At 55.7% G+C, this 23,453-nt stretch carries 22 protein-coding genes; 15 read left to right on the top strand and 7 right to left on the bottom strand.

Annotated features, from left to right (window positions below; translation table 11 throughout):
• Positions 1–213 precede the first annotated feature (213 nt).
• Positions 214–1,110: a hypothetical protein gene (locus tag DF283_RS09230; RefSeq protein ID WP_303674502.1), complete on the top strand. Its 897-nt coding sequence runs from the start codon at positions 214–216 to the stop codon at positions 1,108–1,110.
• A 250-nt stretch (positions 1,111–1,360) separates the two neighbouring features.
• The gene (locus DF283_RS09235) at positions 1,361–2,302 is read left to right on the top strand and encodes a hypothetical protein (protein WP_303674503.1); all 942 of its coding nucleotides are present in this window, start codon (positions 1,361–1,363) and stop codon (positions 2,300–2,302) included.
• On the opposite strand, the gene lpxB is transcribed toward DF283_RS09235, so the two are convergent.
• Entirely contained in the window at positions 2,285–3,499 is a 1,215-nt protein-coding gene (gene lpxB, locus DF283_RS09240; RefSeq protein WP_303674504.1) for a lipid-A-disaccharide synthase, read from the bottom strand. The genes DF283_RS09235 and lpxB overlap by 18 nt on opposite strands.
• Complete coding sequence (locus tag DF283_RS09245; protein ID WP_303674505.1) at positions 3,489–4,370, bottom strand: LpxI family protein; 882 nt, start codon at positions 4,368–4,370, stop codon at positions 3,489–3,491. Before DF283_RS09245 ends, lpxB begins: the two co-directional genes overlap by 11 nt.
• Before the next feature lie 422 nt (positions 4,371–4,792).
• Here DF283_RS09245 and DF283_RS09250 point away from each other — a divergent pair, with 422 nt between their 5' ends.
• Entirely contained in the window at positions 4,793–5,764 is a 972-nt protein-coding gene (locus DF283_RS09250; RefSeq protein WP_303674506.1) for a 3'-5' exonuclease, read from the top strand.
• Here the strand turns inward: DF283_RS09250 and DF283_RS09255 are convergent.
• Positions 5,730–6,119: a TlpA family protein disulfide reductase gene (locus tag DF283_RS09255; RefSeq protein ID WP_303674507.1), complete on the bottom strand. Its 390-nt coding sequence runs from the start codon at positions 6,117–6,119 to the stop codon at positions 5,730–5,732. The genes DF283_RS09250 and DF283_RS09255 overlap by 35 nt on opposite strands.
• Positions 6,120–6,385: 266 nt before the next feature.
• Here DF283_RS09255 and leuC point away from each other — a divergent pair, with 266 nt between their 5' ends.
• Genes leuC through DF283_RS09270 form a run of 3 tightly spaced genes read left to right on the top strand, consistent with a single transcriptional unit; the run spans position 6,386 to position 8,654 of the window.
• Positions 6,386–7,801, top strand: coding sequence for a 3-isopropylmalate dehydratase large subunit (leuC, locus tag DF283_RS09260; RefSeq protein WP_303674508.1), 1,416 nt, complete (start codon positions 6,386–6,388; stop codon positions 7,799–7,801).
• 22 nt (positions 7,802–7,823) lie between these two features.
• Positions 7,824–8,411 carry a 3-isopropylmalate dehydratase small subunit gene (leuD, locus tag DF283_RS09265; protein WP_303674509.1) on the top strand — a complete coding sequence of 196 codons (588 nt, stop codon included), beginning with the start codon at positions 7,824–7,826 and terminating at the stop codon, positions 8,409–8,411.
• Positions 8,412–8,423: 12 nt separating this feature from the next.
• On the top strand, positions 8,424–8,654 hold the full coding sequence (locus DF283_RS09270; protein ID WP_303674510.1) for a BolA/IbaG family iron-sulfur metabolism protein: 231 nt from the start codon (positions 8,424–8,426) through the stop codon (positions 8,652–8,654).
• 262 nt (positions 8,655–8,916) lie between these two features.
• Here the strand turns inward: DF283_RS09270 and mtnA are convergent, their stop codons facing one another.
• Together mtnA and ftsZ are read right to left on the bottom strand one after the other, a co-directional pair.
• Positions 8,917–9,996, bottom strand: a complete 1,080-nt coding sequence (gene mtnA / locus DF283_RS09275; protein WP_303674511.1) for an S-methyl-5-thioribose-1-phosphate isomerase — start codon at positions 9,994–9,996, stop codon at positions 8,917–8,919.
• Between the two features lie 7 nt (positions 9,997–10,003).
• On the bottom strand, positions 10,004–11,290 hold the full coding sequence (gene ftsZ / locus DF283_RS09280; protein ID WP_303674512.1) for a cell division protein FtsZ: 1,287 nt from the start codon (positions 11,288–11,290) through the stop codon (positions 10,004–10,006).
• Between the two features lie 429 nt (positions 11,291–11,719).
• On the opposite strand from ftsZ, the gene DF283_RS09285 reads away from it, so the two are divergent.
• The 9 genes from DF283_RS09285 to DF283_RS09325 all read left to right on the top strand — a co-directional run bounded on the left by DF283_RS09285 (position 11,720) and on the right by DF283_RS09325 (position 20,831).
• Positions 11,720–12,613 carry an HDOD domain-containing protein gene (locus DF283_RS09285; protein ID WP_303674513.1) on the top strand — a complete coding sequence of 298 codons (894 nt, stop codon included), beginning with the start codon at positions 11,720–11,722 and terminating at the stop codon, positions 12,611–12,613.
• Positions 12,614–12,625: 12 nt separating this feature from the next.
• Complete coding sequence (locus tag DF283_RS09290) at positions 12,626–13,123, top strand: chemotaxis protein CheD (RefSeq protein WP_303674514.1); 498 nt, start codon at positions 12,626–12,628, stop codon at positions 13,121–13,123.
• A gap of 92 nt (positions 13,124–13,215) precedes the next feature.
• The gene (locus DF283_RS09295) at positions 13,216–15,087 is read left to right on the top strand and encodes a flagellar biosynthetic protein FliO (protein WP_303674515.1); all 1,872 of its coding nucleotides are present in this window, start codon (positions 13,216–13,218) and stop codon (positions 15,085–15,087) included.
• A gap of 121 nt (positions 15,088–15,208) precedes the next feature.
• The gene (gene radA / locus DF283_RS09300) at positions 15,209–16,714 is read left to right on the top strand and encodes a DNA repair protein RadA (RefSeq protein WP_303674516.1); all 1,506 of its coding nucleotides are present in this window, start codon (positions 15,209–15,211) and stop codon (positions 16,712–16,714) included.
• A complete protein-coding gene (locus tag DF283_RS09305) occupies positions 16,711–16,917 on the top strand; it encodes a hypothetical protein (protein ID WP_303674517.1) in 207 nt (68 codons plus the stop codon). Before radA ends, DF283_RS09305 begins: the two co-directional genes overlap by 4 nt.
• Before the next feature lie 4 nt (positions 16,918–16,921).
• Complete coding sequence (locus tag DF283_RS09310; protein WP_303674519.1) at positions 16,922–17,854, top strand: glycosyltransferase family 2 protein; 933 nt, start codon at positions 16,922–16,924, stop codon at positions 17,852–17,854.
• Positions 17,851–18,924: a glucose-1-phosphate thymidylyltransferase gene (locus DF283_RS09315; RefSeq protein ID WP_443083012.1), complete on the top strand. Its 1,074-nt coding sequence runs from the start codon at positions 17,851–17,853 to the stop codon at positions 18,922–18,924. Before DF283_RS09310 ends, DF283_RS09315 begins: the two co-directional genes overlap by 4 nt.
• A 418-nt stretch (positions 18,925–19,342) precedes the next feature.
• Entirely contained in the window at positions 19,343–20,251 is a 909-nt protein-coding gene (locus DF283_RS09320) for a hypothetical protein (protein WP_303674521.1), read from the top strand.
• A 250-nt stretch (positions 20,252–20,501) separates the two neighbouring features.
• The gene (locus tag DF283_RS09325; RefSeq protein WP_303674522.1) at positions 20,502–20,831 is read left to right on the top strand and encodes a hypothetical protein; all 330 of its coding nucleotides are present in this window, start codon (positions 20,502–20,504) and stop codon (positions 20,829–20,831) included.
• A gap of 250 nt (positions 20,832–21,081) precedes the next feature.
• Here the strand turns inward: DF283_RS09325 and DF283_RS09330 are convergent, their stop codons facing one another.
• Positions 21,082–22,929: a hypothetical protein gene (locus DF283_RS09330; protein ID WP_303674523.1), complete on the bottom strand. Its 1,848-nt coding sequence runs from the start codon at positions 22,927–22,929 to the stop codon at positions 21,082–21,084.
• Positions 22,926–23,312 carry a hypothetical protein gene (locus DF283_RS09335; protein ID WP_303674524.1) on the bottom strand — a complete coding sequence of 129 codons (387 nt, stop codon included), beginning with the start codon at positions 23,310–23,312 and terminating at the stop codon, positions 22,926–22,928. The genes DF283_RS09330 and DF283_RS09335 overlap by 4 nt, the downstream gene beginning before the upstream one ends.
• Between the last annotated feature and the right edge of the window lie 141 nt (positions 23,313–23,453).

Consider the following 23,453-nt stretch of genomic DNA (forward strand, 5'->3'; position numbering starts at 1 on the left):
CTTGGTCCAGAGAATTGAAGGCTGCCGTATTTGCAAGTGAAAAAAACGGGTGGCGACAGAGTGCTACTTTTGACAGGCGTTCTGTCTCACTCAGCCTGAGCGCCGGTTTGAAGGCATTGTGAAGCGGCTTATTAATTTTTTTAACATTTGCTTCAGTTTTAGGGTGCCGCTTCCGATAACTTTTGCATAATGCAAGGCAAGAGCGCAGCCTGAATGCTAAAGGATTGTTTCACAACCCGGTGGGTGGGTAATGCCCGGATTCACAGGGTGGGTTTCAGTAAACGGGCTGCCGGTTTGGGCTCTACGGCCACTGAAATGGGGCTGATTGGGGCGGTGGTGCTGGTGGCTACCATTGGGTTGTGGTTTTTGCTGGGCAACGGGTTGAAACAGGCATTGGTGATGGTCAAGTCGGACATGTTGGCGCAGGTCTCCATGGCCAACGCTTCACCTTTGGGGCAGCAAGAACCGCCCAGTGTGCTGCCCCCAGCAGCCCTGGATGTTCTCGTCCCTGAGCCCGTTGAACCGACGCCAACCGTGATGACTGCGGGGGGAAACGGCAACGAGGCCCATGCGGAAATTTACAAAGCCTTGCAGGAATTAATCGATCGCTCTCTGAAAAAAGGCACCATGACGGAAGCACAGGCTGATTTGTTGCGTCAACTGGTCAAGCAGATGCTTTATTCCGCAGAATGCGCTTTTGCTGCTAAGGAGGCATTTGATGCTTATATGAAGTCTTATGGGGAACTTTATGAATTGAATTTTTACAGCGGCCCTGGTGGGGGGATTGACCAATATAAGTTAGAGCAGGTTTATGGGGAGGCTTATAAAGACTCGAATGGTTCTTATGAGAGTGCGGAAGCGGCTTACGCAAGCTTATTGTTAAACACCTACAAGCCTTATAAACCGGATACAGGTAAACTGTACGCGGATCTGGCTAAAAAATATACCAATACCCTTAAAAGTCAGGCCGTCTCGGATAAAAACGCCAATATTAACAAAGAACTGGATGCGGCCGTCCAGGAAAGCGGCATTCTGAACGATCCTGAGGTGTCTGACTTTATCGCTCAAGTGGGGCAGCAAGCATTCGAGATTTTTATGATGGGCCGCTGATGCTGTGTGTGACCATGATGATTGAGTCTGGGGGCGCTGGCTGGGAAGGCCTGACAATTTGAGATTGCCAGAGTTTGAGCGGAATAAAAACAGATTCAGGACAGGTTGTTAACACACTTTAGTTGCCTGCTCTCCTGTTTTGTCTGAGTCTTTTTTGCAGGCTGATTGTATAAAATTTGTAACGAAGCACTCAAGAGAATGTTTAAAGGGGCCGATACCATTCAGAGTCGGTAAGAAACGAGTGAACGCCTTGATGATAGCGCCCGATCCCAGGAAACCGCATGGCTCGGCTCAACCCGTGACCGTTCACCGGGCGACGGCCCGGCGGGGGAACACATCCATGGAGTACACGCTGGTGGGTGCTTCCGTTCTGGTGGCCACGGTTGGTCTGTGGTTCTTACTGGGTGGGTATTTAAAAGATATTTTTTTGGTTATCAAAGCCGACATGGGCGTCCGGGGAGTGGTTTCCAGCTTATCAGGCATGGTCCAAGGGCTTGACCAACTTATGGATGTGAAAAGCACGGATGGGCGAACCATTGACACCGGATTGGAATTCGGGGCGCCCACTACGCAAACGGTTGGCACCAGCGGCAACACCGCCGAGGCCTACAAGAATTTGAGAAAACTATCGGAAAAGGCCGTGGGGGAAGGTAAAATGACCCAGGAAGAAGCGGCCAATCTGGATGCTTTGGCCCAGCAGGCGCTGAAGTTGGCAGGCATCCAAAAGGCCATAGAGACCGCTATGGCTCAAGTCGGTCTTGATAATAAGGCGCTACTGGCCATGCAGGTGCAACTGGAAGGTGAAAGTTACACGGTGGCTGAGTTGGCGGAAATGATTGGCTGGAAGGAGAACACCAGCGGGGATGGAAACCCATTGGTTCCGGATGCGAACGCCAACGGGGCCGAGTTGAATATCCTGAAAGAATTGTATCAGGAGGCTTTGGCCAGTGGGGCCCTCAAAGACGCCGGAGTGAAGGATCTGGTGAGCCAACTGACCGGACAGGTAGCCAATTTCAGCGATGTTTCCCAAAACGCCAGTGACGGGGTTGTTATCGAGGCCCCCCAAGCGGCTCAGGAGCAATACGAAGAAGGGGTGGCTGACCAGTTGGGCGATGGTACCACCAGTACGTCCGGTCCTTCACAGCAGGCTGGTTCTGGCATTGCAGGCGCAAATTCAGGTCGCGGACAGTAAGGGGTTCTCCTTTGCCTGCGGATGGGGCTGCTGTTGCAGCAATTTCAGAATGCCTTGGGCCACGTTCCGGGGCGTACCGCCGGTACTCAGGGATTGGCGGATGTGGGCAAAGCCTGCCAGTTGCCGCTGCACTTGCTCCGACTGCGGATCAAACAAGGGTAAGGCGGCCTGACTGATGCGGTCTGGATTGGCCTGATCCTGCCAAAGCTCCGGCACCATGGGGCGTTCCATATCGGTGAGGATATTGGGCAATCCCATACAGGGCAACTGCATTAACCGGATGGCGATTTGATAAATCAGGGGGTGCAGCTTGTACATCAAAATCATGGGGGTGTTGTATAAAGCCCCTTCCAGGGTGACCGTGCCGGAGGCGGCAATCATCAGGTCGGCTACCCCCAGCAGGGCGTGATTCTGGTTTTTCAGCAGGGTGACCGGGGGAAGGCCCTGGCCGCCCGCTTTGCGCCAGGCGGCTTCCAGGCGGGGGATAAAAAAGTCGTCACTCAGGGAACCCGCCTGAGCCATTACAAATTGCGCCTTGGGCTGTTCCCGCCGCAGACGAGGCAGACTGCCGATGATGGCGGGCAGCAGGTAGTCGATTTCCAGTTTGCGAGAGCCGGGCATGAGGGCCACAATGGGGTCTTCCGGCCTCAGTCCCTGAGTCTGGCAAAAAGCGGTTCTGTCCGGCGGAGGGGGCAGTTCGCCTATTAACGGGTGACCCACATAGGTGACCGGAATGTCGTGCGACTCGTACAGGTCTTTCTCAAAGGGAAAAATGCAGAACACGTGGTCGACAGACGCCTTGATTTTTTTGATGCGTCCCGGGCGGGTGGCCCACACTTGCGGGGGGATGAAGTAAAACACCCGGTATCCCCGTTTTTTGAGCCTGGCGGCCATGTACAGGTTGAAGCCCCCGTAATCAATCAGCAGAACGGCGTCCGGTTGAAAGTCCTGCAAGCGCCCAAGAATTTTTTGCCCCAGCCAGAAATGATAGGGCGCCCCCAGCACCGCTCCAAACCCCACCCGGCCCATTTTGGATTGATCGCTGAGAAGGGGAACGCCCAGCGCTTTCAGGTGCGGCCCTCCTACGGCTTCGATGACCACATCCGGCTGTTCGGCCTGCAAGGCCTGGACCACCTTGGCGGCGTGAATATCGCCGGAATAGTCCCCGGCAATCAGGAAGAGGCGATTACCTGTCATGGCGTGGATCTTGCGTGGAAAGGATGATCATGTTGTGGCGATTGGCGTAGGTTTCCATCTCCTCAGGCTCCAGATAGAGGGTCTGGTTGGCTTCGGTGACCAGCATGTGCAGGCCCGCCTTGCGCATGGTCTTCAGGGTGCGCAGCCCCACGGTGGGTATGTCAAAGCGTTGATCCTGATCGGGCTTGGCCACTTTAATGACCACCCCGCCTTTTTTGCCGGAGAGCTTACCGGCCCGTTTCAGGCACTCGTCAGTCCCTTCAATGGCCTCCACGGCCAGAATCATGCCCGAGTGGACCACGATGCTTTGCCCGATGTCCAGACGCCCCATTTCCTTGGCCATTTCAAAGCCGTAACGGGCGTCTCTCAAATCGGCTTCGGTGGGTTGCCGTTCGGTCAGGATTTTTTCCGGCAGGAACAGTTCCCTTAAAAAATCGGCCTGGGGTAGAACCTGTATGCCGCGCTGTTCCAACTGTTCGATAATCCACAGCATCACGGCGTCATCGTTCAGCCGGGCGTACTGGCGGATGGCTTCCACTGCAATGTCATCAATCCGGGGATCCTTGAGCAGCACCCACTTGTCCACTTTTCCGGCAAATACCAGGTGGGTAATGCGTTCCTGGGTAATTAAATCGAGGGTTCGCCTGACCAGACCGGGCACAATGCGGTGCCCCTTGTGCTTGCAGAGATCCCGGAGTTTGGGATTGTCCTTGCCCACAATAAAGGGAACCACCTCGATGCCCTGAATGCGGGCATTTTTAGCGACGTAACGAGGCAGCAGGCCCTCACCGGCAATCAGGCCGATGCGGGTGACGTTGCCGAATTCAACTGATTTTCGGGTTTCCATAATGTTGCGAGACGCGCCGATCATGCCTGGACTCGATATTCTGTCAGGGGGGAGAACTCTCGGGAGCCGGTGACGGTGACACAGGAGTCGAAAGTGGTTTTATTATACCCCATCCGCTCTCAGGGCCAAGGGCGGAATCTGCCTGAAGGGGGTATAAATCCGGTGTGGCAACGGGCTGCGGATGGCTGAGGGCAGGCGATGCGTTTTGAAAGGCCTGTTCTGCAACTTGTGCTGGCACTTGTTCTAGTAGGGGATTTGCAATTACTATTAGAGGGTGGAAATTCGCGAGCGCGTTTTTTGTGCAAACGCCAGGTCGAATTGCGTGTGGCGCAGGTCAGGCTTTTTCAACCTCACTGGTCTTTGGCTTGGCTTCGTCAACCGTTTCCCTGTATTAACCCTGAGATCAGCCCGATATCAGTAAGATGAAATTTGAAAAGGATCTTACCTTGACCGAAGCCATGCTGGAAGCCGTAAAGCCGGATGACACCATTATTATTCTGGATACCGAGACCACCGGTCTGGATCACAAGTGCGAAAAGCTGATTGAGATTGCCGCCGTCAAAATGCAGGGTACGGAAATCGTTGAAACCTTTTCCAGTCTGGTCAATCCGCAGAAGCCCATTCGGCATTCCAGCTTCCTCATTCACAATATTTCCGAGGAAATGGTGCAGGACGCCCCCAACATTGAGGAGGTGTTGCCCCGGTTTCTGGAATTTGTGGGGGATCACGCCTTTGTGGCCCACAACGCCATTTTTGACTACAGCTTTATCAACGAGGCCATGAAGGCCACTTACGGCAAGCGCTTCGTCAATCACCGGATTGATACTTTTGAAATGTACCGCTCCGTCTTCCCCGATGAACAGTCTCATGGCCTGAACGCCTTGCTGCGCCGCTTTGGCTACAACGAAGATGTGGTACACCGGGCCCTGGATGATGCCATGTGCCTGGCCAAGGTCTACCCCAGATTGCGGGCCCTGTACGAGCAGAAGTTCAGTTGGCAGTTGTCCCAACTGAAAAACGTGCCCTACCTGATGGAGCGTTACATCCGCATGCAAAAGGCCAGCCAGTCCCTGCAGGCGGAAATGAGCGATTTGAAAGACATTTTCAAGATGTACTTCCAGAACGGCGGGGCCCCCGTGGAAGCCTCCACCGGTGAGGTGATGGTGTTCAACTACCGGCGTTCCTACAGTTACAACGAGAAACAGATTTGGGAAATCGCCACCGAAGCGGGTGTATGCGAGCGCATTTTCAAGCTGAACCCCCGGGCCCTGGACAAGTTGGTGGAACGCTCCGACATCGATGAGCGCTTCAAGGAAGCCTTTCGGGAGGCTCGTTTATCCATGCACGAGGCCCGCAATATCAACTTCCTGAAGCCCCAGATTGTTACAGAGAGCCCTGAAGATTCTGAAGAATCATAGAGCGGGCGGCGTCCTGATAGCCAAATTTGTAGGCTTTGCCGTTATAAATTAACGAGGCACGCCCTTTGTTCACCAGAAACACCTGAGGCGGCTCATCGTGCGGCATGCTGAGGCCCAACCCCTCGGCTTGCTTGGGCGCGGTGGCGGAATCGACGTCAATTTCAGTGATGGACAGATTGTTTTGGGAGGCAATATCCCGGGTGATGGGAACCACTTCCCGGCAGCTGGCGCACCAGTTGGCGGTAAACACAACCAGAGTCGGTTTACTGGCGGCCCAGGCGCTTAAAAAGCCTTTACTCACGCTAAGCCCGACAACCGTGAGGACGAGGAGGGCGATACCCAGTTTCTTTTGCATTTTCATGGTCCTGTTACTTCCCGCACAATTCATTCCATAAAACAGTAGAGACGAGCCCCCATCATAAAAGTTTCTCTGGCGTTTTGTCGAGCCTTAGGGCGCTGGCTTTCCCGAGCGCAGGCTTTTCAGGGGCTGGGCCGAGCCTGCCCCGGGCCGTCTTTGCAAGGAACCCTTGAGTGGCGGCGGGCTTGCGCTAAAATAAAAGCATTCAGCGAGGCCCCATCTCCCGTGTTGTTTTCTAACTGGTTCAATCAGGAGTTTTACTTGTGTCCAATTCGCCCAAAACCCTGTACCAAAAAATCTGGGACACCCATGTGGTTCATCAGGCCGAAGGCTTTCCCACCCTGTTGTACATCGATCGTCACCTGATTCATGAGGTGACCTCCCCTCAGGCGTTTCAGGGCCTCCGGGATCGCAATCTGAAACTGCGCAGGCCCGATAAAACCTTTGGCACCGTGGATCACAGCATTCCCACCACCGATCGCAAACTACCCATTGCCGATCCTGAAGCCGCCGGGCAAATCGCCACCTTTGAGCAAAACTGCCGGGAACAGGGCATTACCTTCTTTGGGCTGGACAGCGATCAGCAGGGCATTATCCACGTGATTGGCCCGGAACAGGGCTTGACCCTTCCGGGCATGACCATTGTCTGCGGGGATAGCCATACCTCTACTCACGGGGCCTTTGGAGCCTTGGCCTTTGGCATTGGCACCAGTGAGATTGAACAAGTTTTTGCCACCCAATGTTTGCTGCAACAACCTTCTAAAACCATGGAAATCCGGGTAGAGGGCACGCTGGCGTCGCACATTACGGCCAAGGATATTATTCTGGCCATTATCGCCAAAATCGGGGTGGGTGGTGGAACCGGCTATGTGCTGGAGTACACCGGCAGCGCCATTCGCAACCTTTCGATGGAAGGCCGTATGACCCTGTGCAATATGTCCATTGAAGCGGGAGCCCGGGCTGGGCTGGTGGCGCCGGATGAGGTGACTTTTGAGTACCTCAAAGGGCGGCCTTACGCCCCGCAAGGCGCCGAGTTTGATGCGGCGGTATCCCGCTGGCAGTCCTTGCGTACGGATGAAGGCGCTTCCTATGACGCTGTGGTCACTCTGCGGGCCGAAGACATTGAGCCCATGGTCACTTACGGCACCAATCCGGGGATGGCCTTAGGGATTTCCCAGTCGGTACCGGAACTTTCCCAGTGTGCCAGCGAGGAAGACAAACTGGAACTTGAAGAAAGCCTGGCATACATGGCCCTGCAGGCGGGGCAACCCATTGCCGGAACGCCCATTGATGTGGTGTTCATCGGCAGCTGTACCAATTCCCGTATCGAGGACCTGCGGGATGCCGCCAAAACTGCTCAGGGGCGCAAGGTGGCCGCGGGGGTTCGTGCTTTGGTGGTCCCTGGCTCTTACCCGGTCAAGCGACAGGCCGAAGCGGAAGGACTGCACCGCATATTTCTGGAGGCGGGGTTTGAGTGGCGAGAACCCGGTTGCAGCATGTGCATTGCCATGAACGGGGATCAGATTGAAGCCGGTCAGGCCTGCGCCAGCACCAGTAACCGCAACTTCAAGGGGCGTCAGGGCAAAGGCGGACGAACCTTTCTGCTCAGTCCCCCCATGGCCGCCGCCGCCGCCATTACGGGCAAACTGACGGATGTTCGTCAACTGAGTCAAAATTAACGCAGAGACAGGATTGAACCCCATGAGCAAGCAACTGACTCGTATTGAAAGCACTTGTGTGCCCCTGAACCAGAACAATGTAGACACTGATCAGGTCATTCCGGCCCGATTTTTGAAAGGCACCACCAAGGTGGGCTTGGGCGAAAAACTCTTCTATGACTTGCGTTACCTTTCCAACGGCCAACCCAACCCGGATTTTGTGCTGAACAACCCCAAATTTGGCGGACAGATTCTGGTGGCGGCCCACAACTTTGGCTGTGGCAGTTCCCGGGAGCATGCGCCCTGGGCCCTGAAAGACTATGGTTTTCAGGCCATTCTGGCGGTTTCCTTTGCCGATATCTTCCGCAATAACAGCCTCAAAAACCAGTTGTTGGCCATTGCCTTGCCCGAGCCCGTCATCTTGTCTCTGCTGGCTGCCGTGGAAGCCAACCCTGCTTTGGCGGTTTCCATTGATTTGCCCCGCCAGGTGGTGGCTATTCCGGGACAGCCGGATCAGCCGTTTGAGATTGACCCCTATCGCAAGCAGTGCCTAATGGAGGGGCTGGATGACATTGGCTACGCCCTGTCCCATTTAAGTTGGATTGAACAGTTTGAAGCGGCCCACGCCTAGGAGATGATGACCATGATTACCCCGCAAGAGATTACTACGCTGATTCAGGCGGAATATCCCAACGCCAAAGTGGATCTGTTGGATAAGACCGGGATGAGCGATCACTTTATCATTCGGGTGGTTACCCCGGCCTTTGACGGGGTGGGCATTATGGATCGCCATCGGGCGGTCATGAAGTGCCTGGAACCAGCCATGCAGGACGGTCGTTTGCACGCCGTGGAGCTTCAGACGGCTACTGCCTAATTTTTCACTCTGCTTTGATCGGTCATTCCCGCGCAGGCGGGAATCCAGAAAAACCTTGCCTTGAGGGCGTTTGATAGCAAATGTCAGTTCTGCAAGCTGGATTCCTACCTGCGCGGGAATGACAAATGACCTCGTTTGAGATCATTCCGAAGAGGGATGGCAAAGCTGCCCTCACAACACACTTCTGATGGTTTGAATAAAACTTTTAGCAGGCGCCATAGTTTGTCAGCCAAAACCAGACTTAACCCTTAGTCTTAGCCTGTTATGCTTTGAATAGTTGGGCCAAACTGTCTTGAAAAGGGGGTCGGGCTATGCCTTTTTCCGTGATAATGCCCGCAATGTAGGATGCGGGGGTGACATCGAAGGAGGGGTTGTAAAAATTCACACCTTTGGCGCAAATCAGTTCGTTGTTGATGGTAGAAATTTCGCTGGCGTCCCGTTCTTCAATGGGAATTTCCTGGCCGGTGGCAAGGCTGAGATCAATGGTGGAAAGCGGCGCTGCCACATAGAATGGTACCTGATGGGCCTGAGCGATAATGGCCAGATTGTAGGTGCCAATTTTGTTGGCCGTATCGCCGTTGGCGGTAATGCGATCGGCGCCAACCACCACAAACTGAATTTTTCCATCCCGCATCAGGCTGCCGGACATGTTGTCTGAAATCAGGGTGACCGGGATGCCATCTTCCACCAGTTCCCAAGTGGTCAGGCGGGCCCCTTGCAGGCGTGGACGGGTTTCATCGGCATAGACCCGGATGGTGGGATCGTTGGCATAGGCGGAACGAATAACCCCCAAGGCGGTGCCATAGCCCCCGGTAGCCAATGCCCCCGCGTTGCAGTGGGTGAGAATGCCCGCTCCTTTGGGCACCAGGGCGGCCCCATATTGGCCCATGGCCTGACAGGCTTGCCAATCCTCCTGATGAATTTGCAGCGCTTTGGCCGTTAACCGCTCCAGCACTTCAGTGGCAATGTCGGCGGGTTCGTCAATCACCGCCTGCATAGCGTTTAAGGCCCAAAACAAATTGACCGCCGTGGGTCGGGTTTTGGACAAACGATCCACATCGACCAGCAATTGACGCTTGAAGTCACTGAAAGATAAACTCTTCTGAATCGATTCCCGAGCGCTGAGTACCACCCCGTAAGCCCCGGCGATGCCGATGGCAGGGGCCCCTCGCACCAGCATGGTGACAATGGCGTCTGCCATGTCTCCGGCGGTACGAATGGTGAGATAGCGCACTTCGTTGGGCAGGGCCGTTTGATCCAGCAGCCGAACGCCGTCAGGCATCAGCTCCAGGGCCTGAACCCTGGAGCTGAGATTTTTCAATGCGGGGGAAAGTGTATCCACGTTTAACCTATTTCTTAGGACGCAGGAAATCCGGCAAATCCAGCAAGCGACGAGCTGCTTCCGTCATGGAGCTACTGGGCTTGGGGGCACTGCTTTTCCAGCCGGGCGTTTCTTCCAGCTTAGGAGGCATTAACGAGCCGGGTGCCTGAGCGCCAGGCACGCTGGGTGCCACTGCTTTAGAGGCACTGGCGGGCTGTCCAACGTTTAAACCGGGAGACATGGTCCGGCTCAGGCTTTCCAGCGGGTTTTTAATGGCGCTGTCGCCGTATTGTTGGCCCAATTGGTGCGCTTTCAGTTCAAAGCCGGTGGCGATCACCGTGATCTGGATTTCACCCTGAATGCGCTCATCAATCACCGAACCGAAGATGATGTTGGCATCTTTGTCCACGGCCTGATAAATAATCTCGGCGGCTTCATTGACTTCATGCAGGGTCATGTCCGGCCCCCCGGTGACGTTGAAGATAACCCCGCTGGCCCCTTCGATGGAGGTTTCCAGCAGTGGGGAGTTGACGGCCATGCGGGCGGCTTCCAGAGCCCGACCTTCGCCGGAGCCTTTGCCGATACCCATAATGGCGGAACCAGAGAGGCTCATAATGGCTTTGACATCGGCAAAGTCCACGTTGATCAAGCCGGGTACGGTAATGATGTCGGAAATACCCTGCACGCCTCGCAGCAGGACTTCATCGGCAATGCGGAAGGCTTCCTGCATGGAGGTGCGGCGCTCCACCACTTCCAGCAACTTGTCGTTGGGGATGACAATCAGGGTGTCCACGTTTTCCCGCAGGCTTTCCAATCCCTGAATGGCCTGCTGCTGACGACGACGTCCCTCAAAGGTAAACGGACGGGTGACCACGGCCACGGTCAGGGCGCCAATTTCCCGGGCAATACCCGCCACCACGGCAGCGGCGCCGGTTCCGGTTCCACCGCCCATACCAGCGGTAATGAAGACCATGTCAGCGCCTTCCAGCGCGGAAATAATATCGTCACGGCTTTCTTCAGCCGCTTTCATACCGATGGCAGGGTTACCACCTGCACCCAGTCCACGGGTGATTTTTTGGCCCAACTGCAGGCGTTTGTCGGTGCCGGCCATTTCCACGACCTGGGCGTCCGTGTTCATCACCCAGAATTCAACGCCGCTCATGCCGCTTTGAATCATACGGTTGACCGCGTTGCTACCGCCGCCGCCAACCCCGATGACCTTGATAGAGGCCTTCAACCTGGGCGGGGGGGTGTGGGCGGAGAACAGGCTGGGTTCCCCTTGTTGATGATGATGTCCGTGATCCATAAATTCCATAAACCTGTCCCCTAAGTAAAAAACTAAAATCTAACTCGGTTGAGAGCTACCTCTAAACACGTGGGCGTCGACTTGCTGGTGGCGTCGGGATGGGGGGCGTACCACAAGTTCGCTGCTACCTATTATTTATGAACCGGTCGGATTTGGAAAGAAACTTATAGAAGTATTACGAGATCAGTAGATAAAAGGGTTCTCAGGCTTACCGCGCAAGCGACAGAAAACTTTGACCGGCTCAAACACAGGACTGGGCAGGCTTTTTATTATATCGGGTTTGGGATTGTTTGTATACTGTATGGCAACGGACGGTGGTTCACCCAGTGGGGTGATTTTTTATAGCCCTCTACCCCACAAAGTTTAAATTCAGCGATACACTATTTATTAACAGATACAAAAGTTTAATCCCCAAGTGAGGTATCCAAAAGGCTACCCATGCCCAAAGTCTCTTTGCAAGAAATCATCGGCAAGGTAGAGCAGCTTCCGCAGTTACCCCAGGTGGCCTTGCGGGTGAGTCGGATGATGGAGGAAAGCGCGACCAACGCGGAGAAACTTTCCGATGTGATTCGTCTCGATCCCAGCTTTACCAGCCAGGTTTTAAGGCTCTGCAATTCGGCGGCCTACGGGTTTTCCCGTCGTATTTCCACGGTCAAGGAAGCAGTGGCCATTCTGGGCCATTCCACCCTGAAGAGCATGGTCTACACCATTATCGCCAAGGTGGCTCTGGATCGCCCGGTGCCGGGTTACTCCCTTTCTGAAGGGGACTTGTGGTTCAACTCCCTGACCTGTGCGGTGTACGCCAAACATATTGGCCAGCGGGAGCGCCTGCCCGACCCGGAAGTGGCCTTTACCGGCGGGCTGTTGCGTGATATCGGGAAAATTGTGCTGGGCGATTTTGTGGGAGCCAATTACGCCGAAATCGAAGCCCTGACCACCCGGGAGCGGATCGATTTTCTGGATGCCGAGGAGCGGGTGATTGGTTTTAACCACAGTATCGTGGGCACTCGGGTGGCCGAGAAGTGGAATTTGCCGCCGGTTTTGGTCAATGTCATCCGCCATCACCACAAACCGGTCAAGTTGCCGCCCACTTTGCAACCCGCTGAGGCCAAGATGATCACCATCGTGCATCTGGCGGACGCCTTGACCAGTATGGTGGGCAAGGGCGCGGGCAATGACGGCCTGATGTATTGCCTGGACGCCGATGCCCTGATGCGGGTGGGAATCAATGTTCAGGGGGATTATCTGGAAAAGCTGATCGGTGAACTGGTTGATTTGAATCCCATTATCAAGGATTTGGCAGAGTCGATGAGTATTGCAGGGGACAACTAGGCGACGATGTCTATGCAACGTACAGAACAGGTCGAGCTGGGCGAAATTAAAGCCAGTAGCGAGAAGAGTTTGATCTTTGTGTTGCCCGGCATTGGGACGGGTATTGTGGTCGCTGTTTACGATGTGCAGAATAAAGTGGGCGCGGTGGCCCATGTGGTGCTGCCGGAGAGTTCTTTGGCCGGGCCCGGAAACGACTTGCTGCCAGCCAAGTATGCCAATCTGGCCGTACCTGCCCTGTTAAACGCCTTTTCAGAGGCCGGGGGGGACAAGCAGTCCAGTGTGGTCCGCATGGTGGGCGGGGCGCAGTTGTTCAACTTCGGGGGCGGGGGCGGCAATATGCTGAATATTGGGGCCCGCAACGCCACGGCCATTCGGGCGGCCATGTCCAAGCAGGGATTTGCCATTGAGAAAGCGGATACCGGTGGAAACAAAGGGAAAGCGGTCCGCTTTGTGCTGGCCACGGGGCAAATGGTGATCTGCCCCATTGGTGGTACTGAGTATAGTATTTAAAAACAATCAATAGCTGTGAAGCTGTTATAATAGCTGGGAGTGGTCAGAACAATCTGTGGTGGTGGCGACGGGTGAGGCAAGGAAGGTTGGAAATGCGGATTTTGGAGAGCGGATTAATGAATGAGATGAGTCCATTGTTGGGTGTTGAGCTTACACAGGAAAAACGGACTTTTACGCCGTGGTCGGTTTGTTACCTGGTGACTGTCTTGGGCCTGGTGCTGGGGGGGCTTCAGCCATCGTTCGCTGAGCCTGCTCCGACCGCCGTCAATCCGTCGGCTTTTCCGGTGGAAAGTAAAGCAGTTGCCGTAAACAGTGCTTTGTCCGAGGGGAGCGAGTCCACGGGCACTGCGGACTCTGGCGAGCGAAATCTCAAAAACGCTCCCTTGACCATCCCCGGCATTCAGTCGGCCATTTTAACCGTGAGCAAGGAAATCAGAACCACCGCTCCCATTGCCAATCTGTCGGCCCGACCGGCCAATGCAACGTCGAACAGCAAGTCAGCCAGCGATAACTCTGCCCTCAAGTCCGCTGTGACAGCGGCGTCCACCACCGGCAAAGGGAAAGAGGGCTACTACCTGGAACTCCCCACTTCTCGCACTTCCCCGGAGGGTGCCATGGAGGGGGCGAACGTCAGGGAACTCAGCGGAGCCGGTGGTCCGCAACCCGCGGCCAGCGTGCCCGTATCGCCTGTCCCTGCCGGTTGGCTGAATGCCGATTCGCAGCAATCGGGCTCCGTACCGGCTGACTCCCGGGCTGAGGCGTTGACGCTGGATCCTGAATCCCAGCCGCTGGATTTCTCATCGACCCCCGCCTTGTCCGGGGCGGCAACAGAGGCGCTGGTGCGGGTCACTGTGGGCCTGTTGGCGGTTTTGGGCTTGTTGCTGGGCTTTTCAAGGGTTGTTTTGCCCCGCCTGATGGCTCGGTATCCGGCCTTTTTCGAGAATTTAAAACGCAAGGACGCCAAAATCCAGAATCCATTCCCCGCCTCTTCTCTGTCGGAGCTTTCGGAGCCCGCAGCCGAGTTCCCTCCCGATTTGTATGCCGAGTTGGGCGGAACGGTGACACTTCCCGGGGGATCACTGCCGCAAGTGGCAGAGACTGTCCAGCGTACCGGCGCTAAAGCCCGTCTGAACAGCCGGCGGGCCATCCCGTCCGGTTCCTGGTTGCGGAATTTGCGCCGCCAGCAAAAAGAGGCGGTTTTACCGGCCCTTGAGGAGACGCCGCCGTTTAACGTGCTGTTTACCTCCTCGCTGGGGAAAGACAAAGAGCTTCATCTGGTGGAAATTCGGGGTCGGCAGATGGTTCTGGCCAGTACGCCCTACCACATTACCCTGATTGGTGACGTGAGCGATTCGGTGCAGTCCCAGCCCGCTACAGCGCTTGCTGCCAATGGATTGTCGGCCAGTGAGGCCGGAGACCATGCCGACTTGAGCCGCCCGGCTGAGCAGGATACACATGAGCCGGACACGCACGAGCCAGAATCGGTTGAGCCAAAGACGTATGAGCCCTACACGCAACTGGCGGAAACGGAGTCAGAGGTGGTCATTGTGCCGGAGGGTCTGACGCTTCGCCGGTTAACGGGAATCGAACTTTTCCCGGCGCTGGTATCTGAGGTCGAAGACCTGTCATCGGAGTCGGACGAATCATCCGAATCGGACGAATCATCTGAATCGGGCGAATCATTCGAGTCGACTGTTCTGGCCCAGGAGTTTGAGTTCCTGGTCGATCCGCAGGCGGATGAGGTGGCGGGGGACGTGCCGGTCTTTATGAGTCCCAAAAGCAACGCTTACGCCACTCGCCCACAGCGGTTGATTCCCCTGACTGAAGCGGATCGCCTGTATCAGCGCTATCTGGAAATTGTGACGCCCAACGCCGAACTGGAGGCCGAGGAGACCGTATTGCCCTCGCCCTCTCTGCAAAGTGTGGTCATTCTCAATGAATATGACGACACTTACGGCTATTAAAGCGGTCATGGGCGCAACGCTTCGTTCCGGCGCTGTTCGATTCTGACCACCCTAGCCTTCGCTCGGCCATTTTACACCGAGTGGTTCCTGTAATGGGTCGGCCCGTATTACAATAGGGAGCATGGCCAAGAACAAGACCAGTTATCTGTGTAACGAGTGCGGGGCTTCGGCGCCTTCCTATCTGGGGCGTTGCCCGGAGTGTCAGGCATGGGGCTCCTTTCAGGAGCAGGTCAGCCTGGTGAAACCGAAGACTGATACCCTGCGTACCCGCACCCTGGTGGGTGGCGGCGCTGAAACAGCCACGCCCCGCATTGTGCGTTTGGCCGATGTGGCGCTGGAAAACGCCGAGGTCTATTCCTCCGGCTTCCCGGAGCTGGATCGGGTGCTGGGCGGCGGCATTATGCCCGGCGGTTATGTGCTGGTGGGTGGCGACCCGGGTATTGGTAAATCCACGTTGATGCTGCAAATGGCCTCTCACGTGGGGCTGCAGGGCAAGTTTGTGCTGTACGTGGCCGGTGAGGAATCGCCTTACCAGATTAAAACCCGGGCGGAACGGCTGGCCGTGGCGACTGAGGCCATTTCCATTCTGGCCCTCACCAACATTCAGCAGGTGCTGGAATCCATTCGTCAGGCCCGCCCGGACTTGGTGATCATCGACAGCATTCAGTCCATGTACTGCGCCGATGTCAGTGGTACGCCGGGCAGCGTGAGTCAGATCAAGGAATGCGCGGCCATCCTCATGGAAGCGGCCAAGTCGCTGAACATTCCCATCTTCCTGATTGGGCATGTGACCAAGGAAGGCACGGTGTCCGGCCCCAAGTTGCTGGAGCATACCGTGGATGCCGTTTTGTATTTTGAGGGCGATAAATATCAGAACCTGCGCATTTTACGCACGGTGAAAAACCGCTTTGGCAGCACCCAGGAAATCGGGGTGTTTGAAATGGCCGAGCAGGGCTTGCGGGAAATCGCCAACCCCAGCGAATTGTTCTTGTCCCAGAGTATGCTGGGTGCTGCCGGTAATCAGCCGGGCAGCGTGGTAGCCGCTACCATTGAAGGCAGTCGCCCCATTCTGGTGGAGATTCAGGCGCTGGTAGGGCAATCCGCTTACGCTACGCCAAGGCGGGTGGGCAATGGCATTGAATATAACCGGCTGCACCAGATTGTGGCCGTGCTGGAGCGTCGGCTGGGACTGGATTTTTCCCGGCAGGATGTGTACGTGAACGTGGTGGGCGGCATGCGTATTGATGAACCGGCGGCGGATTTGGCCGTGGCCGTAGCCATTATCAGCAGCGCCCGTAATTTATCCGTGATTGGGGGGACGGTGGTCACCGGGGAAATCGGCCTGACCGGGGAGATTCGCCCGGTGCGCCAGTGCCAGAACCGCTTGCAGGAAGTGGCCCGCATTGGCTTTGAGCGCATGTTAATTCCCCGTATGGAATTGCCCCCCACCGGCATTCCCCAGGATCTGCAAATTCTGCCGGTGGCCACTCTGGCCGATGCGGTCAAGGCCTGTTTCGCCCCGCGCGGCGCTGGCGCCTCTGGCTCCCGGTCGCCGTCTGGCCATCATATTGATGAGAGTACCGGCGAAGTCTGGATGGATAGTTTGATGGAGGAAGTTTCCCCGTGAGCCCCAAAGCGCCCATAACCGACAGTATGAGTATCCCCGAGATTCTGGCCCAGTACCCTCAAACCCAGTCCGTGTTTGCCAAGTACGGCTTGCACGTGGCAGGCTACAAGGCCCTGGAGCATGAGAACCTGTTTGCCACCAGCCGGGTGCATCAGATTGATTTGCAGGCCATTTTGAGCGATTTAAACCAGGCCGTGAATTAGCCCCATGCCCAGCCATCCTCCGGTTTACATTCTGCTGTTGAATTATCGGGGAACCGATGACACGCTGGCCTGTCTGGATTCGCTTCAGAGGTTGGAGTACCCCCATTACCGCATTATCGTGGTGGATAACGCCTCGCCCGATGATTCCGTGATTCGCCTGAAGGCCCGCTTGTCGGCGATGCCGGGGAGTTTTCACTTGATCGAATCACCCCAGAACGGCGGCTTCAGCGCGGGCAACAATCTGGGGATTCAGGCCGCCTTGGCGGAAGTGGGGGAGGGGCAGCCGGGTTTTGTGTGGCTGCTGAACAACGATACCACCGTGGCTCCAGACGCCTTGACCACGCTGGTGGAAGAGGCCCAAACAACCGGCGGCATTGCCGGTTCGCTGTTGCTGTATCCCGATGGGCGGTATCAACAGGCTGGAACCCGTTTTCAGTGGTGGACCGGTAGCACCCGGGGGTATGCGGAAAGTGTGGTTTCCGATGGCATGCGGGTGGAGACCCTGAGCGGGGCCAGCATGTTGATTCCGCTCGAAGCCTTTCGGGTGGCCGGTTTGCTGGATGAATCCTACTTCTTGTACTTTGAGGACGGAGAGGCTTCTCTGCGCTTTGCCCGGCGGGGTTTTCCGCTGACGCTTTGCACCCGCTCCCGGGTCTATCACAAGGAAGGGGCCACCACCGGGCGTAAAAGCCTGATGACCCAGTATTATTTTCACCGCAACCGCTTGTGGGTGCTGTTTCAGTTCGCCTCGCCTCTGCAAAAAATTTCCATTGGATGGTACACCGCTTTCCGCTTGCTGCGTTCTGTTGTAAAATCCGCCCTAAGTCGTAATCCCGAGCGAACAATTTCCACCCGTGTCGAATGGCTGGCGGTCTCGGATTTTTGGAAAGGAATCAGTGGCCCATGTCCGCACAACCTCAACCCGCTTCGTCCATGAAGGCCCTGATTCTGGCCGGGGGCAAGGGCACCCGGCTGCGTCCCCTGACTTACGCTATGGCCAAGCAGTTGGTACCGGTGGCCAACAAGCCCATTCTGCACTACGCCATGGATGGCTTGTATCAGGCGGGTATTCGGGATTTTGGGGTGATCATCAGCCCGGAAACCGGCGCGGATATTCAAGCCTCCCTGCAAGGCTGGCTGAAGCCGGACGCCCGTACTACCTATATTTTGCAGGATGAACCGGCGGGGCTGGCCCATGCGGTCAAAATCGCCCAACCCTATCTGGGGAACGATGATTTTATTATGTACCTGGGCGACAACCTGATTAACGCCGATCTGGGCAGTCACATCGCCGAGTTTAAGCAGGCTGGCTATCACGCCTCCATCTTACTGAAGCAGGTGCCCAACCCTTCCGCTTTTGGGGTGGCCGAACTGGATGCGGATGGGCAGGTGCTTCGGCTGGTGGAAAAGCCGAAAGCGCCCCAATCGGATCTGGCGCTGGTGGGGGTTTATCTGTTTACGGCCTCCATTTTTGAGGCCATCGCCAAGATTCAGCCCAGTTGGCGGGGGGAGCTGGAAATTACCGATGCCATCCAGCAGCTCATTGACGATCGGCGCACGGTGCATTCCCGGGTGCATGCGGGCTGGTGGCTGGACACCGGCAAGAAAGACGATTTATTGGCGGCCAACACCGTGGTGCTGGGCGAATACGCCCAAGCCGCTATTCAGGGCATTACCGACGCCGCTTGTCGGTTCTCCGGTGCGGTGCAGGTGGGGGCGGGAGCGGTGCTGAAGAACGTGCAAGTGACCGGGCCCGCCATCATTGGGGAAAATTGCGCGCTGGAGAATGTGACCATTGGCCCTTATACCAGTGTGGGGGCTGGGTGTCGGTTGAGCGATTGTCATCTGGAAAACAGCGTGGTGCTGGAGGAATGCGTGATCCAGGGGGTCCCCGGGAAGATTGAGCAGAGCCTGCTAGGCAAGGGGTGCCGCATCCTCAAGTCCGCTCAACCGCAGCAAAGCCATAAATACATGCTGGCCGATCACTCCGAAGTGGAAGTATTTTAAGGTCAGAGTTCGAGTGTTCTTTCAACGGGTTTTGTAAAGAGTTATTTATATTTTCAAATAAAAAGCTTTTTGATTGTTTTTAAGCAATCAGAACAGTAGGGATTGTCAAATGGGGATGGTATTAGGGCTGGCGTCAGTCAATCTTCGGGCTTTGGAAGTTTCGGATAGACGGACATCACAATAGTGGGATATCGATGAATTTAATGACAGATGGGGGAAATGTATATGCTGGGAGCTATTGGACGACTTTTCGGTGGTGCCGCAAAAACGGCTGGCAAAGTGGCAGATCCTGTCAACAAAGCGGCTGGCGCTGCCACTAAAGGTGGATTTTTTTCCAAAGCCAAGAAATTAATGGGGTCAGAGTTTGGACAGGCCGTGTTGTGGTCGGTGGGCCCTACGTTGGTCACCGGGCTGTTCGATGGGTTTTCCAAAAAGGCTTAAACCAATACGCCAAGGTGATTTAAGACATTGGGTAATTAAGATTTATTCGAAATGGGGGTATTTTTTTATGGCATTTGCTGCAATCAAAGGGTTTGGTCGAGGACTTTTCAGTAAAGCGGGCGCTGATGGCGTCGCCAAAGCTGCCGGTAAAAGTGGCGGGGTTTTATCAGGCCTCAAAGGACTAGGGTCTTCGGTCAAAAGTGGTTTTTTAGGGCTATGGGGTAAAGGCAAAAATACAGGAATCACTACAGGAAGCTCTATTAAGCCCCAGAGTCACTTAAAGGCCGAGCTTGTACGTGAGGATAAGGCGCTCTTGGATCAAATTTCTACCAAGCAGGATTTATCCCGGTTAGGTAAGTCTCAAAGGAAAGTGGCTTCCAATACTGAACCAATCGTAAAGCCCGTTGATATGCCTCAAGCTGCAAAGCCTAAATCACAATTATCCAGACAAGATGCCATGCGGCCCCAACGGGCCAGCCAAACACCAGTGGGATCTGCTACCGCAAAGCCGAAGGCTGAATTGAAACCTGAAGATAAAGCCCTATTGGATAAAATGGACCATAAACAGGATTTGTCCAAGCTGGGTAAAGCCAAGGATGATATTACGGTCGGCACCAAGGCGTCCGCAGTGGCTGATACTGCCCCGGAAGCGGCAGAACCCAAAAAGGGCGGATTTTTCTCGAATGGGTTGGTGCAAACCATTGGCGGCACCCTGGTGGGCACCCTGGGCCTCAATGCGCTCACCAGCATGTTCTCCGGGGGTGGTGGTTCCGCGGAAGCGGCACCCGCGCCAGCACCGGCCCCTGCGCCGGCGGCCAGCCCATACGATCCCTACGCCGCCTCCGGCAGTTTCGGGGTGCCCGGCTCCCTCCCCAACTATATCTAACGGCATAGCCAACGGATAAATCGCTTGGGATAACGCTCTTGCCCAAAAGCCTCTCGACCCTTACATTGAGCGGCTTTTGGGAGCGGCTTTTGGGTCTCGCGAAAAGTGGGTACTGTCTGCAGACCGTTGTCCAACTCGCCCGGGTGCTTTACCCAGAGACGGAGCGGGGACACGCTGAATTCCTCAGTCAATATTGAATCAGTCGAAAGGGTTAAATCAAGTCAGGTCAGGTTGAACGGGGATTGATAAAATGCTATCGCTGAATGTATCCGGCTTATTGAGAAAAGCTGGGGAAGGACTGAAAAAGAAGGCCAGTGGCGGATGGGCAGCCACCAGTGAAGCCCTGAAAAAAGCCAGCGCCCGAACCAAGGAGGCCTTCACCAGCTCCCCGGCGGTGACCGGGGCGGCCCTGACCATTGGGCTCGCCGGGATTGGCGGTGTGGCCTACGCCGGGTATCAGTGGACCAAACCTGAGGGACAGTGGGGCCTGGATGCTACACTCCCTAAGGGGGCTTCTCCCACCATGGGCTCTGGAGGAAGCTATTGGAGTCCTCAGGGCTTTAGGCCGCCGTACTATTAAAGAGAGAATACCGACTCTGCGGCTTTCCGGTACGGGGCTTGGGAAGCCACTCGCTTCAGGCCTCGATATTTGTTCCGGTGAGGCTGCCCTCCCAACCCGTTTGTAAAACTCCGTGCAGCTCAAACAAAATACAGAGCGCTGACGGCCAGTGTGCCCGGCATTCTTTTTGAACTCGCTGTACTCAAACAGTTACAAACGGGTTGGGAGGGCTGCCTCACCGAATGTTTTCACAGCGCTGAGGGGTGCGGGTTCAGGCGTTTTTTTCCACGCCGGGGAAGTAGTTTTTACCGGTCATCCGGTAGGTCATGTAGTGCTGGGCCTTGGGAATAATGTAAGACAAGAGCAGGGTGCAAACGGCGTTGGAGGCCAACCAGGCACCGGCCCGACCCCGAATGGATTTCTGCAGGACTTTTTCCAGTTTTTGGGGCGCTTGTTCCAGCCCTTCGGAGACAAAGGCCTTCTCCATGCTCTGAATAAATCCGAACATGGCCTCTGAGTTGATTTTCTTGGTCAAGTCCAGAAATTTTCCGGCTTGGGGGGCGTATTGCTCCGGTGCTTTGCTGAATACGGTTTTGACATTCTGGCCCGCGTCTTGCACCCATTTTTTAACGGCGTTTTGCCTTCTGGCGCTGCTGGAAGCCTGACCGTCAAAGGTGGGAATCCAGTGGCATTCCTTGGCCAAATCCAAAAATAAATTGGGGGTCGGTTTTTTCTGCTCGAAGTGCTTCAACACGGCTTCGGTGAACTGTTGATCCAGTTGGTATTGCGCCTGCGGATTGCTGGCGTTCTTCAGGGTATTCAGTAATGTTTTATGGTCGCCCAGATCCATGGCCTTGGCCAGGTCATCCAGATGATTGCGGTATTGATCCGCAAAGTGCTGAGCGGTCAATGGGCCGTTGGGCAGCAAAAACTTGTCCCGCAGGTGCTTGGTGACGTCAAAACTCAGTTGGCTGTGGCTGTTTTTACCCAGCTTGTTGATAAAGAAACTTTGCAAGGCCTGCTGTCCCCAGTACAGGCAAGCAATGATACTCACTTCCCGGAAGGCGATTTCGAGCCGCTCCTGCCAATTCCGGGCCTTAATCACCCGTCCGCCGCTGATGGTTTGATCCACCAGCAAGGTGTTGGCCCGTTCGTTTTGCAAGAGGGCGGCGGCCAGATTGCCAGGCGCATCCAGCAGTCCGCCAAAGCGAACCGCCGTGGGGGCAGTGCCAGATAGACCCGGACGGGCAGGGGGCAGCTGGCCAAAGGCCGTAGTGGCGGAAGCCGTGGCTAGACCAAAGGGGTTGTTTACGGGGGCTGGGCCATTGAAGGCTGCCCCACTTGGCCCGTTGGCGCTCAGTGGGGCGCTAAAGGTTCCGGCGGCCATAGGGTAGGGGGCAGCGACGGCGGCTGGCTGAACCGGACTACGGTTGAAGCCAGGAGCTGCGTTTTTATGCGTGTTCCAGCCCTGGAGTGGCTGAGGGGTCTGCTGAGGGGTTTGTTGTGGCCTGGCCTGCCCCGTTTTTTCCAGTTTTTTCCGGGTAAGCCACTGGTTAAAGGTGGGAATGCCCACGGCGATACCCACCACCGGAATCAGGGTGGCAAAGCCAAACTTCAGCAGGTTGGAGCGGTTGTAGCGGGCTTTTTTGCTCTGGTTGCCAATAACATCCAGCAAGTTGTCGTAAATCCGTTGGCCGGAGTGCTTGTGAACGGCCTCGGTAAACTTGCCGATCCGGTCGCTGAGGTGGCCTTTGGTATTGACCAGACTTTGGGCCGAAGGCGGGTTGAAGTGGGTTTTGAGCCATGATTGATTGGCCGGGGGCGCTTCGGTCTTTTTCAGCAAGGCGATGTCCATATCCGGCAGCGCAATAGCCTTCATGACATCTTTGGCCAGGTAGTCGTAAAACTTTTTCATCCAGTTGATGCCAAAGCCCCAGATGACCGTGGTGGCCACTTCTTCAATCAGCCGCTCCCGGCCGCCGTGCGGGTCCCGTTTGTACTCCATGTAAGTCCGGCCGCTGCTCTCCACGCTGTCCCGCAAGGCCAGGGACACCATGGAGGTGCTGTCGTCCATCTTGGTCAGGAAACCGTTGATCCGCTTGTCGAAGAGGTTGATCATGCCGCCACCTCTTCTGGCTCGATCCGTGCAGCCCGCATCCCCATTCCAAAAACAACTGGTGCCAAGCAACGCTCAGCACCAGTGTTTAACTGTTCAATTGTGGCAATCCCGAAGCTGATACCCCCTTGCAGGGAGATCGCACCGGAGAAAGAACCGGATTTCAGAGCGGCAGTGTATGCCACATCGTGCCGGTAGTTCCCCAGGGCTTGCTTTTGGCTTGACTTCAAGGCGGCAGTGTATGCCACGTCGTGCCGGTAGCTGCCCAAGGGCAGAACCTGACATGATTTCAAAGCGCCCGTGTAAGCCACATCATGCCGATAGGTTCCCAGGGGCAATGCCCGGGGCTCCTGCGGAATCGGTTGTGGGTACAGGGTGGGTGTCATTGGATGACGGGTGTCCTTGATGGCGTGTGTGCTTATTAAGTCAAAAGACGCTGATTTTGTGCGTTATTTTGCGATTGTTTTTCGGGTTGATACAAGAAATCCCCGTTACGGGCTTTGGCAAGTGGGTGACGGGGATTCAAT

Origin of the sequence: Vampirovibrio chlorellavorus (genome assembly GCF_003149375.1) — a bacterium.
GTDB lineage: Bacteria > Cyanobacteriota > Vampirovibrionia > Vampirovibrionales > Vampirovibrionaceae > Vampirovibrio > Vampirovibrio chlorellavorus_B.

Coding starts and splice junctions, on each gene's coding strand:
- DF283_RS09325 (WP_303674522.1), top strand. CDS start 20,502: ATGCTATCGCTGAATGTATCCGGCTTATTGAGAAAAGCTGGGGAAGGA.
- DF283_RS09330 (WP_303674523.1), bottom strand. CDS start 22,929: ATGATCAACCTCTTCGACAAGCGGATCAACGGTTTCCTGACCAAGATG.
- DF283_RS09230 (WP_303674502.1), top strand. CDS start 214: ATGCTAAAGGATTGTTTCACAACCCGGTGGGTGGGTAATGCCCGGATT.
- leuD (WP_303674509.1), top strand. CDS start 7,824: ATGAGCAAGCAACTGACTCGTATTGAAAGCACTTGTGTGCCCCTGAAC.
- ftsZ (WP_303674512.1), bottom strand. CDS start 11,290: ATGGAATTTATGGATCACGGACATCATCATCAACAAGGGGAACCCAGC.
- lpxB (WP_303674504.1), bottom strand. CDS start 3,499: ATGACAGGTAATCGCCTCTTCCTGATTGCCGGGGACTATTCCGGCGAT.
- DF283_RS09255 (WP_303674507.1), bottom strand. CDS start 6,119: ATGCAAAAGAAACTGGGTATCGCCCTCCTCGTCCTCACGGTTGTCGGG.
- DF283_RS09295 (WP_303674515.1), top strand. CDS start 13,216: ATGCGGATTTTGGAGAGCGGATTAATGAATGAGATGAGTCCATTGTTG.
- DF283_RS09270 (WP_303674510.1), top strand. CDS start 8,424: ATGATTACCCCGCAAGAGATTACTACGCTGATTCAGGCGGAATATCCC.
- DF283_RS09315 (WP_443083012.1), top strand. CDS start 17,851: ATGAAGGCCCTGATTCTGGCCGGGGGCAAGGGCACCCGGCTGCGTCCC.
- DF283_RS09290 (WP_303674514.1), top strand. CDS start 12,626: ATGCAACGTACAGAACAGGTCGAGCTGGGCGAAATTAAAGCCAGTAGC.
- DF283_RS09310 (WP_303674519.1), top strand. CDS start 16,922: ATGCCCAGCCATCCTCCGGTTTACATTCTGCTGTTGAATTATCGGGGA.
- DF283_RS09320 (WP_303674521.1), top strand. CDS start 19,343: ATGGGTTTTCCAAAAAGGCTTAAACCAATACGCCAAGGTGATTTAAGA.
- DF283_RS09285 (WP_303674513.1), top strand. CDS start 11,720: ATGCCCAAAGTCTCTTTGCAAGAAATCATCGGCAAGGTAGAGCAGCTT.
- radA (WP_303674516.1), top strand. CDS start 15,209: ATGGCCAAGAACAAGACCAGTTATCTGTGTAACGAGTGCGGGGCTTCG.
- DF283_RS09335 (WP_303674524.1), bottom strand. CDS start 23,312: ATGACACCCACCCTGTACCCACAACCGATTCCGCAGGAGCCCCGGGCA.
- DF283_RS09245 (WP_303674505.1), bottom strand. CDS start 4,370: ATGATCGGCGCGTCTCGCAACATTATGGAAACCCGAAAATCAGTTGAA.